This window comes from Frankia sp. AiPs1, from assembly GCF_023716945.1.
Taxonomy (GTDB): Bacteria; Actinomycetota; Actinomycetes; order Frankiales; family Frankiaceae; genus Frankia.
The window spans coordinates 1-10,667 of record NZ_JAMQQF010000182.1 but is presented as its reverse complement, the minus strand read 5'-3'; the positions used below and the strand labels follow the sequence as shown (position 1 = coordinate 10,667).

At 72.3% G+C, this 10,667-nt stretch carries 9 protein-coding genes; 1 reads left to right on the top strand and 8 read right to left on the bottom strand.

The window, feature by feature from the left end:
• The 8 genes from ND748_RS16685 to ND748_RS16650 all read right to left on the bottom strand — a co-directional run.
• A partial coding sequence (locus ND748_RS16685; RefSeq protein WP_251746724.1) for an FUSC family protein occupies window positions 1–2,077 on the bottom strand: 2,077 nt, incomplete at its 3' end.
• Between the two features lie 163 nt (window positions 2,078–2,240).
• A complete protein-coding gene (locus tag ND748_RS16680; protein ID WP_251746723.1) occupies window positions 2,241–3,002 on the bottom strand; it encodes a hypothetical protein in 762 nt (253 codons plus the stop codon).
• Window positions 2,999–4,039 carry an ABC transporter ATP-binding protein gene (locus ND748_RS16675; protein WP_251746722.1) on the bottom strand — a complete coding sequence of 347 codons (1,041 nt, stop codon included), beginning with the start codon at window positions 4,037–4,039 and terminating at the stop codon, window positions 2,999–3,001. The genes ND748_RS16680 and ND748_RS16675 overlap by 4 nt, the downstream gene beginning before the upstream one ends.
• Window positions 4,040–4,367: 328 nt before the next feature.
• Window positions 4,368–5,072, bottom strand: coding sequence for a GAF and ANTAR domain-containing protein (locus ND748_RS16670; RefSeq protein ID WP_251746721.1), 705 nt, complete (start codon window positions 5,070–5,072; stop codon window positions 4,368–4,370).
• Between the two features lie 77 nt (window positions 5,073–5,149).
• Window positions 5,150–5,677, bottom strand: a complete 528-nt coding sequence (locus ND748_RS16665; RefSeq protein WP_251746720.1) for an STAS domain-containing protein — start codon at window positions 5,675–5,677, stop codon at window positions 5,150–5,152.
• Window positions 5,670–5,966, bottom strand: a complete 297-nt coding sequence (locus tag ND748_RS16660; protein WP_251746719.1) for a hypothetical protein — start codon at window positions 5,964–5,966, stop codon at window positions 5,670–5,672. Before ND748_RS16660 ends, ND748_RS16665 begins: the two co-directional genes overlap by 8 nt.
• A 264-nt stretch (window positions 5,967–6,230) precedes the next feature.
• The gene (locus ND748_RS16655; RefSeq protein WP_251746718.1) at window positions 6,231–7,109 is read right to left on the bottom strand and encodes an LLM class F420-dependent oxidoreductase; all 879 of its coding nucleotides are present in this window, start codon (window positions 7,107–7,109) and stop codon (window positions 6,231–6,233) included.
• Window positions 7,110–7,232: 123 nt separating this feature from the next.
• Entirely contained in the window at window positions 7,233–8,123 is an 891-nt protein-coding gene (locus ND748_RS16650; RefSeq protein ID WP_251746717.1) for a class II glutamine amidotransferase, read from the bottom strand.
• 1,309 nt (window positions 8,124–9,432) lie between these two features.
• Between ND748_RS16650 and ND748_RS16645 the strand changes: the two genes are divergently transcribed.
• The coding region (locus ND748_RS16645) for a glycosyltransferase family 4 protein (RefSeq protein WP_251746716.1) at window positions 9,433–10,667 on the top strand (1,235 nt) is incomplete at its 3' end.

Sequence of the window (10,667 nt, the reverse complement as noted above, 5' to 3'; positions counted from 1 at the left end):
GGACTGCGTCGTCCAGCAGGCGGCCGGCGCGGACGGCCGTGCGCGCCATCCGGGCGATCTCCCGGGCGCTGGCCGGCTCCGCAGCGGCACAGGGCGGCTGCGCGGCGACCCGGACGAGGAACTCGGAGGCGGTCCGGTACGCGGCTGCGGCCCGCTCGCGTACCAGCCGGACCGCCGCCCCCGTCGGCCACAGCAACGCGCCGACGACGATGCTGATCGCGAACCCGAGGACCACATCCTCGATCCGGACGAGACCCACCCGCCAGCCGGCCGGCTCGACGATGTTGAACAGCAGCACGACGGCGACGGTGAACCCGGCCTGGCCGACGGCGAACGCGTTCGCCTTCCGGGCGTAGCCGGCGATCAGAACCGCGACCGGAAGCAGCGCCCACAGGGCCGGCCTCGCCGTGCCGGCCGCGACGACGGCGACCCCGCCGACGGCGATCCCCGCCGCGGTGCCGACCAACGCGCGCGCGACGGTGATCCCGGTCGCCAGCGCGTTCGACCGCAGCACCGACAGGGTGCCGAGCACCACCCAGAACCCGTGCTGCAACCCCGTCGCGCGGGTCACCGCGACGGCGAGGGTGAGGCCGGCGGCGCCGCGCACGCTGTTGCGGAACCAGATCGCCCGGACATCGGCGTATCCGGCGGCGAGCTCGCGGGTCAGGCTCAGACGGCCCCGGACCCGCTGCCATCGCCCCGCGCCCGGCATCGGCCGCCACAGCCGGCGCTCCCCCGTCGCCACCAGGGTGTGCATCGCGAGTTGCCGGGTGCCGAGGGCCAACTGGCGCAGCCGGAACGCCTCGGCCGCCGCGCCGCCCGGTCCAACCGGCCCAACCGGCCCGGCCGGCCCGGCCGGACTGGTCGCGACAGCCGAACCTGCCGGGTCAGTCGGGTCAGTCGGTCCGATCGAGGCGGTCGGACCAGTGGGCTGCCGGGTGGTCCGGCCGACCGCGTCGAGCAACGCCTGTCCGATCCCCCGGGCGGCCCGGTCGAGTCGTTCCACTCCCAGCCCGCCGCCGCGGCGCCCGGCCCCGGAGGCACGCCTCGCCCGCACCGGAGGAGACGCCCCATCGCGGGGCGCGAACCGGTCGAGCCGGTCGGCGATGCCGTGCAGGGTGTCGACGACGGCCGCCAGGAGCTCGGCGGCCGGCCCGGGGAAGCAGCGCCGGCGCATCCGGTCCCCGGCCGGGACGGCGAGCGCGAAGGGGACGATCCAGTTCAGGTCGGCGATGGCGTGGCCGAGAGCGGCCGCGGAGCCGCCTGCTCCGGTCGGGCGGTACGACGTTGCGGCGAAGCGCCGGCGAACCTCCGCCACCGCCGAATGCACCACCTGGCCCATCACCTCTGCGCCCATCACCTCTGCGGCCATCACCTCTGCGGCCATCGCCTCCGGTCCTCCCGCCGTCGCCTGCGCCCCCGCGGCCGCGACGCCGGCGGGGCTGGCGACGGGGCTGGCGGCGACGCAGTCGGCCAGGGCGCGGCAGGCTGTCGCCAGGGCCCGGCGCACCTCGTCCGGCGGCCGTGCCGGCCACAGCACCACCAGCGCGAGGAGAGCGGCGACGGCGCCCAGGCCCCAGCCGGCGAGGCGCTCCGGCACGACGGACAGACCCGCCGGGCTCGTCACCGACAGCACGAAGGACAGCAGCAGGGCCGGGGCCGCGACCGCCAGATACACGTTGATCACCCCGGCGAACAAGGCGACGAAGGCCACCACCGCCGTCCCCCCGCACGCCGCCCACGACGAACGGGAACACAGCGTGCCCAGGGTGATCAGCGGGAGCCCGGCTGCGGCCAGCCCGGCGTAGGCGGCGGCGCGCACCCGGGCCGGACCGCCGAAGTCGACGAAGACGAGCAGGGCGAAGACCGCGAACCAGGCAAACAGGCTCAGCAGGATCCGGTCGAACAGGTAGTAGCCGGCGGCCAGCACGGCGGGCGCGACGACGGCGGCCCGCAGCGCGCTGCGAAGCAGAAACGGATCGAGACGCGCGAGCAGCGTCGGACCGCCGGCCGGTCCGACGCGGCCCGGCGGCCCGACCCGCCCCGACGCAGGCGCGATCCCGTCTCCCTCCACCACCCGTCAACGACGACGCCCGCCAGCAGCATCATCACTCGATGTGAACGGGTGCAGACGTGCAGTGGTGAAGCTACCGCTCCAAGCGAGCCGATGTCTCCTCGCCGGCGGCTCGTCGGACGGCTCGTCGGACGGCTCGTCGGACGGCTCGTCGGACGGCTCGGCGTCAGGCGTCCCGGCGCTTGGCCAGGATCAGCCCGATCACGAACAGGCCCACGCACACCGCGGCGTAGTACACCAGCGAGCCCCAGGGCCCGAACGGCATCCCCTCGATCGCGGGCGGCCCGTCGTCGGTCTCGGGCTGGCCGGCGACGATGAAGTTGTTGCCGACGGTGAACGGCAGCCAGTGCTGGATGTGGTCACCTATCCGCGGGATCGCCGGTAGCAGGTTCTCCAGCAGCAGCAGGTAGATGAGTTCGATGACGACGGCGCCGGCGGACTGCCGGACGATCAGCCCGACGGCGAGGGCCAGCACGGCGGACAGCAGGTAGATCAGCCCGACGCCGAACACGTTGCGGTACTCCTGCGCCGTGTCGATGCCCAGCGGCGCGTCCGGCTGGATCAGGCTGGCGACGCCCCAGGAGCCGACCGCCGTGATCTCCCCGACGATCCCCGCCAGCAGGGCGACGACCACGGCCTTGGCGACCAGCGCCGGGGTGCGGGTGGGGACGGCGAGGAAGGTCGACCGGATGGTGCTGAACCGGTATTCGGTGGTGACCGCGAGCGTGGCCATCACCATCATCACCACGAGTCCGAAGTTGAAGGCGAACTGGGTGACGCTCGGGGTCAGGGTGGACAGGTCGGCGGACTTCGTGGTGGCCGCGAAGATGGACGTCAGCCCCACCGTGAGGGCGGTCGCCAGGATCATGCACCACCACGGCGAGCGGGTGGAGAACAGCTTGATGCGTTCGACGGTGAGCAGAGTCATCGCGCGTCGCCTCCCCGCGTCGCGTCCACGGCCTCGGTCCCCCGCGGCAGCGGCCCGGTGGGCTGTGTCGGGGCGGCGGGTGACCTGGCGGGCGGCGAGCCGTTCGGCGCCCCCGCCGGCGCACCGGCGTGGTACTCGACCTCGCCCCCGGTGAGCTGGATGAACGCCTGCTCCAGGGAGCCGCGCTGGGCGGCAAGCTCGTGCAGCACCAGGCCGACCCGCCCGGCCAGTTCGCCGACCTGTTCGGTGCTGCTGTTCGAGACGAGCAGCGCCGCCGGTCCGTCGTCGCCGGCGGGCACATCGCGGACCGCGAGCCCCTGGCCGGTGAGCACTCCGTGCAGCCGATCCATCTCGGGGCCACGGACCCGGACCGCCGACTCGGACGCCATGTCGATGAAGGCCCGGGTGCTGGTCTGCGCGATCAGCCGCCCGCGCCCGATGACGATGAGTTCCTGGGCGGTCAGCGCCATCTCGGAAAGCAGATGGCTGGAGACGAAGACCGTTCGACCCTCGTCCGCGAGCCGGTGCATGAACCGGCGGATCCAGAGGATCCCCTCCGGGTCCAGGCCGTTGACGGGCTCGTCGAACAGCATCACGCCCGGATCGCCGAGCAGTGCCGTCGCGATACCGAGCCGCTGCGCCATGCCGAGCGAGAAGCCGCCGGCGCGCTTGCCCGCCACGCCGGTCAGCCCGACGATCTCCAGGACCTCGTCGACCCGCTTCGCCGGAATCCGGTTGGATGCGGCCATCCACCGCAGGTGTGAACGCGCGGACCGGTTGGGGTGCACCCATTTCGCCTCGAGCAGCGCGCCCACCTGGCGCAACGGCTGCTTCAGCTCGCTGTACCGCCGGCCATCGATGCGGACCGTGCCCGCGCTCGGGTTGTCAAGCCCCAGGATCATCCGCATCGTGGTGGACTTCCCGGCGCCGTTGGGCCCCAGGAATCCGGTCACCTTGCCGGGCTGCACCGTGAAGGACAGGTCGTTGACGGCGACCGTGCGTCCATACCGCTTGGTGAGCCCCTGTGCCTCGATCATTCGCCCCCTTTCGTCAGACGTCATCTCAGTTACCGGTCCGGGCCAGCTCCAGGTCCGAGCCAGATCCAGGTCGTTGCGGGTGCGGGGATGGCCGGCCCCACCCAACGCCGACCAGGCGGGCGCGCCGGCAACCCGGGGCACGCCCGTTGGGCATCATCGTCGTGGAGCCGCCACGGTCAGGCCAGGCGTCGCCGCCGGCCAACCGTGTCGTCCTGCCGACAGTGAACAGGGCGGGGGTGGACCACGACCATCGGGCCAGCACCCGTATCCGCCCGGGGGCGCGCCGGGTCCGAGAACGCGCCGATCGGATGGTCCTGCGGTGCGGCGGTCAGAGCACCCGTCGCCGGGCGAGAATCTCCCCGGCCAGCTCGGAGACCCGCCGGCGCTCGTTGCGTGCGGTCCGCCGCAGGGTCTCGAATGCCGAGATCGGGTCCGTCTTCATCGTCGCCATGAGATATCCGACGGCGCGTTCGATGGGAACCCGGTATTCCAGGGCGTATTGAAGCTGGCGGGCGAGTTTGTCATTCCGGTCGGCGATGAGCCCGGCGAGCAGCAGGTTCTCGAGAACCGCCCCGAAATGGACCATCGCGTCGCGTTCGCTGTCGGTCCAGACGCGCGGGGCGTCGGCGGCGACGTTGAGGGTGCCGATCGGGCCGCCGCCGAGGCGCACCGGGACGCCGAGGACGGCGCGGATCCCACCGTCCAGCAGGGCAGGGGTGACCCGCGGCCACCGGGTGTCGGTGGCCAGATCCTCGGAGGCGACGATCTCGTCGACGATGAAGGACTCGACGCAGGGGCCCTCGCCGAACTCCTCCTGGACTCGTTCGAGCAGGGCCCCGCTGCTGTCGGAGGCGGCGATGCTGCGCAGGGCCCGGTCCGCGTCGACCAGCAGCACGCCCGCGCCGGTCAGGTCGAAGATCTCGGTGACCGCGTGCACGACCTCGCTGACCAGCCTGGCGAGCTCGACCTGGCTCGGCACTAGGTGGTGCAGCCGGGCCAGGCTGGCGTCCAGCAGCAGCTTGTCGATCTCCATCGTGGTTCCCCCGTACCTCCAGCGCGACCCTGACCGCGGCAACCCGGCCGTCCCATCCTGCCGGATCACCCTGGGGGTTATCCCTCAGTTGCCGCAGACGCGGCGCTGGTTGACCCGGAGTCGGTCACTGCTTGCCATGCATCATCTACCGTACGAAATCGCGGCACGCCCTGCGGCGTGAGGACGGTCGCCATCCGGTCCACGATCGGCGAGCATCCGGCGAGCGCGACCCGCACCCCCCGCTCGCGGCCCGCCCGCCCGAGCAGATGCAGCACCGTGAACCCGCGGACGTCGACGAACACGCCGGTCAGGTCGACGACGAGCGCGCTCGCGCACTCATCCAGGCACGCCCACAGCAGCGCCCGAGCCATGGGTTCGACAGCGGCGTCGAGGTCGCCCTGGAACGCGACCGTGATACCGCCCGGGCAGTGCCGCAGCGCGGCGGCGAGCTGGCCCGGCCCGGCGACGCTCACCCGGGCCCCGCCGGCCGGCGAGGCCCGGCGGACGGGCCGCTCGCGTGCCGGCCTGGTCCCCGGAACGGACCACCGCACACTCGGATCCGAGGACCGCACCGCACCCCCCGGGATGCGGTGCCGCTCAGCCATCACCCGCCTCGTCGCGAGACCCGTCCGCACCCGGCTCGCCGGCGCGTTGGCATGCCGCACCCGGCCCGCCGCCGCAGGGGTCCGCCGCGTCCGGCTCGTCGGGTTCCATCGAGCGGTGCGACGAGCGGCGGCGGCGCACCCCGACATCGACCTGGCGGCGAACGGTGCCGTCGATTGCGGCCGACCGTTCGGCCGCAATCGACGAGTTGATCATCCCGAGCAGGCGGTGCTGCTCGTCGGTGGGGATCCCGAACATCAGGCTGGCGACCAGCTCAGAGGCCGTGTCCACCGCAGCCACCGGCACCGTGCCCGCCGCCGGGGCGGCGTCCGCGGCCGCGTTTGTCGACGGGACCGGCTCGCCCGCACGGGCGGCAGGGACAACGGCGACGTCGCCGTGCTCGGCGGCGCGCTGGTCTGACCGGCGGCCGTCGGCGTCCGGAGACGGTGCGCCTGAAGCATCTGCGGGCATGCGTCACTCTCCGTGACTCGGCCGCAGACACAGGGCAGGCGAATTGATCGGTTCCTGAGAGACTACCGCATGCGGCTGCCCTGGTCAGGGTGACGCGAGGGTGGTGATCGCGCTGGCCAGCCGGCCCCACTGGGCGAGCGGGAGCTGGTTGGGCGTCGAGGTCAGAACCTGCACGGCCACGTGGTCCGCGCCCGCCTGGTGGTGCTCGGCGATCCGGGCGAGGACAGTGTCCAGGTCACCCCAGGCGACCAGGGCGTCGACGAGTCGATCGGAGCCGGATCCGGCCAGGTCCGCGTCGGTGAAGCCAAGCCGACGCAGGTTGTTGGCGTAGTTCGGCAGCCCGAGGTAGAAGGCGATGCCCTGGCGGGCCACCGCACGGGCGCTGTCGGGGTCGCTGTCGAGCACGACCTTCTGCTCGGGGGCGAGCAGCGCGTCCGGCCCCATGACCTCGCGCGCCCGCCGGGTGTGCTCGGGCGTGGCCAGGTAGGGCAGCGCACCCGCGCTGCGGCGGGCCGCGATCTCCAGCATCCGGGGTCCGAGCGCCGCCAGCGCCTGATCGGACCGGGGCACCCCAAGCTCGTCCAACGTGTCGAGGTAGTCGAGGAGAACCTCGACCGGTCGCTCCCAGCGACGGCCGGTCAGCTTCTCCACCGGGCCCCGGTGCCCGACGCCGAAGCCGAGCAGCAGCCGGTCGGGATGAGCCTTGGCGAGCATCGCGTAGTGATCGGCGACGATGTCCGCCTTCTCGGTCCAGATGTTCAGGATGCTCGTGCCGACCACGAGCCCTTCGGTGCCATCCAGGATGGCAGCGGGGAGTTCCAGGTCCCCGCTGGCGGCACCGATCCACAACGTCGGGATACCCATCGCCGCCACCTCGGCGGCGACCTCCGCCCGCGACCGGACGTCCGTCGGCCACTGCCGCTGGGCTGCCCACAGCCCGATCCTGCCGACTTCAAGTACCACGACGAGCCCCTTCCGCGCAGGGAACTGCGACTGTCCGCACCATTGGCCCTGCAGCATTGCTACCCCGTGCGCACGCCCCCTATGTCGGCAGGTTTCGTCGAACCTCGCGGGGAACCGGCCGGGTCAGGCTGACATCGGCAGATCGGGCACCGAAGTGGTCTGCGACACGGCGGCCTCGGGCCGCAGGTCCTCCAGGGAAAGCTGGTGGACGGGCGGACCGTCGAGCACGATCCGCGAGGTCACCGTGAGATCGGCCGCGACATGGAGCAGTTCGCCGCTGTCCATCAGCCGCCAGCGCGGATCCTCGTCCATCCGCTCGCTCTCGACCACCACCGCCGGCTCGTCGAGCAGGTCGAGGGAACGGACCCGAATCTCGCTGAATGGGCTGGCATGGTCGAGATGGCGGCCATTGCGTCCCCCAGCACCGCGCTGCAGCACGTAAAGGCCATTGGTGTCCGGGTAACGCAGCGCCCACAACTCCCCGGCCGTGATCAGGATCATATTGATCGAGTAGAGGGGGAGGTTCTGCGCCGCCCAGCGCGCCGCCGCGGCGATGCCCTCGCCGACGTCGCCGTCGTGAGCGTCGATCTCCCGGGTGACCAGCGCGAAGAATCGCTCGGAGTCGGTGTCGCCGAGAACCGGCAGCCCGGCGGTGCCGAGCTCGGCGTCCAGCTTGCCCAGGCCCTCGATCACCCCGTTGTGCGCGAAGATTCGTCCATCGCGGACGAACGGGTGCGTGTTGACGTCGCTGGCCCGGCCGGTGGAGGCGTGCCGCACGTGCGCGACGAAGGTCGACGAGGTGACGTCCTGCGCCTCCCGGGCGAACGCCGTGTCCGCGCGGCTGCGAATCGCCTGCCGCACCACCTGCGGTACGCCGTCCGCGTCGAAGGCACCGAGGCCCGCGCCGTCCGGCGTCCGCAGGGTGGCCGCGCGTGGGCTGTCGGGCGCGTCCAGCAGCCAGAACGTGGCCTTGATCCGCTTCGGGCCACTACTCATCGCGAACAGGTGGCACATCGACGCCCTCCTTCACAGTCTCGACCGCCCCGGTCCGGCCGGGGCCCGGCTCACCGAGGCACGCGGATCCGTCGGTCCGGCGTGGGGATGGCCGTCGGCGGAGCGAAAAGGGCAACGCTACCTCCGGCCCGAAGCGTTGACGATCCGCTCGACGCCTTGGACCCGCGACCGGCGACACGTTCGGTGTGGTTCCCGCGATGGTCTGTTCCCCGTACTGATCCGGTCACTCCCGACACATGCGGCGCGTCCCACGCCGGAGTCCGGTGACCTGCCTGTCGTATCGGAGTTGTCCGGCCACCACGTTTTTGTTTCATTCCGTTTCGTCACGCCTACGTAACGACGAATGTAGCCGGATGGTGCCGGCTCATCGCGGCCCCGATACCCCTCAACACCACATCGGCCTACTCCCCCGCCCCCGCGCCAGCGCCAGCGCCAGCGCCAGCGCCAGCCAACGCCTCGATCCCCGCCGCCGTCCCCGTGCCCACCGCCCGTCCCCCTGCCCACCGCCGTCCATGCGCCCGCGCCCGCCGCGCCGGCTTCTCGACGCGAGGCCCCCGCGGCCTCACCTCGCCGGCTCCGGCCACCGACGCCATGACCGCTCAGCCTTCTCGACGCGTCCGAATACCGACCCGCTCGGGTCGGGCCGCCTCGCCGCGCCCCAGGAATTCGGTCGGGACGGGGCACACCCGCGGCCGTGACACCTCACCCACAGGCATTCCAGCCACTCCTCCGGCGAGGCCGTTCAGCTCGGTTGACATAGACGTTCTGCCTACCTGCGATCCGGTCACCATCGGTTCTCAACCGCGACAGTCCGCGGTGCGCACCTCAGTAAAAGCGTACGCCTGAACTCCCACCCGAACCCCCGGCCGTCCGGAGTTGTTTCGACCCAACAGCACTCCACCGCAGCAGAAAACCGGAGCGTCCGAGTCGACCTCTCCCGTTCATCTGCCAGGCGCTGCGACCAGGACGGGAATTCTCGATCAGCGCCCATCATGTGCGCACCTGAGCCACTCCCGGCATGGCCCGGCGACCCGACCGCCACGGAAACGACAGCGCACCAGTTTTGCCTACAACCCCGGACGAAGACCAGTCCCCAGCGCACAATCGAACGGTTTCGGACCGGCCCGGGCAATATCGACGCGAGCACCACGGGACGCAATTTCACCACGTCCAGCCGGACCATCCAGGGCGAAACGCCGGACGCGCGACGACAATCACCCGCAGCGCCGCAAGGTCCGCGAGGTTCGCGGTAACGTATTCCCATCATTCCCGCATGCTCCGGTGACCGGACCGATGGAAACGGAAACGCATGGCGGATTCGGTCCGATCGTTACGCACCCTGTGCATCCTGTTCTTCTGCGAGCAGTACCCGCCGGTCGTCTGGGACGGCGCGGGCAGCTACACGGCGACGCTGGCCGTCGCACTCGCGCAGCTCGGGCACGAGGTGCACGTACTCTGCGCCCAGGGTCACCGGATCGTCGACTCCGTGCAGGACGGGGTGCACGTGCATCGCCGACCGCTGCTGCGGGTTCCGGTCACCCGCGGGCTGGGCCCGGTCGGGGCGCGGCTGCGAGGCCCGCTGTACCCGCGGGACTCGATCACGCTGCGGGTCAGCCTGCCACTGTCCTACAGCTTCTGGATGCGCCGCCTCGGCCTGCACCCCGATGTGATCGAGACGCAGGACGGGGAGACCCGCGGCCTGCTCCAGGCGCTGTCCCGCACCCGCCCGCTCGCCATTCACCTGCACTGCCCGACCATGCTCACCGTCCAGCTCGCCGGCCAGCCCGTCGGCTGCAAGGGCTGGCTCGCCGACCAGCTCGACCGGATCTCCGCCGACCGCGCCGCCGTGGTGACCTCACCGTCACAGCTCCTCGTCGACACCCTGCGCGAACGCGGCTGGCTGAGGCGACGCTGCGTGGAGGTGATCCCGAACCCGTTCGACGCCCAACCCTGGCTCGACGTCCCGGACGTCACCGGCACGGCGCCGATGATCGCGGCGGTCGGCCGTCTGGAGGAGTACAAGGGGGTGGACGTCCTGCTCGACGCGTCCGCGCGGCTGAACCGTGCGGGCATCGCCCACCGGCTGGTGCTCGCCGGGCGCCCCGCCGGCACGATCGGCGGCACCCCCGCCGGCGTCTGGCTCACCCGACGCGCCCGGGAGCTCGGTCTGCACGTCGAGTTCCCCGGCCATCTGTCGGCCGGCGGGATCCGCGACCTCTACCGTCGGGCGCGCGCCGTCGCCGTGCCCAGCCGCTTCGAGAGCTTCTCGATCGCCGCCGTCGAGGCGATGGCGGCCGGGCGGCCGGTGGTCACCACGACCCGGACCGGGGTGGCACCGTTCGTCGAGCGCTGGGGGTCCGGGACCGCGGTCCCGCCCGACGACCCCGAGGCGCTGGCCACCGCGCTCGCCCCGTTCCTGCTCGACCCCGCGCGCGCCGCCGCCTGCGGGGCCCGGGGTCGGCTCGGTGTCGCCGAGATCGACCCGGCGACGATCGCCCGCCGCAAGGAGGACGCCTACCGCCGTGGCATCGCCCAGTACGCCGC

What these genes read in the sequence shown, in the direction of transcription:
- ND748_RS16680 (WP_251746723.1), bottom strand. Translation starts at nt 3,002, where the DNA reads ATGACTCTGCTCACCGTCGAACGCATCAAGCTGTTCTCCACCCGCTCG.
- ND748_RS16675 (WP_251746722.1), bottom strand. Translation starts at nt 4,039, where the DNA reads ATGATCGAGGCACAGGGGCTCACCAAGCGGTATGGACGCACGGTCGCC.
- ND748_RS16670 (WP_251746721.1), bottom strand. Translation starts at nt 5,072, where the DNA reads ATGGAGATCGACAAGCTGCTGCTGGACGCCAGCCTGGCCCGGCTGCAC.
- ND748_RS16665 (WP_251746720.1), bottom strand. Translation starts at nt 5,677, where the DNA reads ATGGCTGAGCGGCACCGCATCCCGGGGGGTGCGGTGCGGTCCTCGGAT.
- ND748_RS16650 (WP_251746717.1), bottom strand. Translation starts at nt 8,123, where the DNA reads ATGTGCCACCTGTTCGCGATGAGTAGTGGCCCGAAGCGGATCAAGGCC.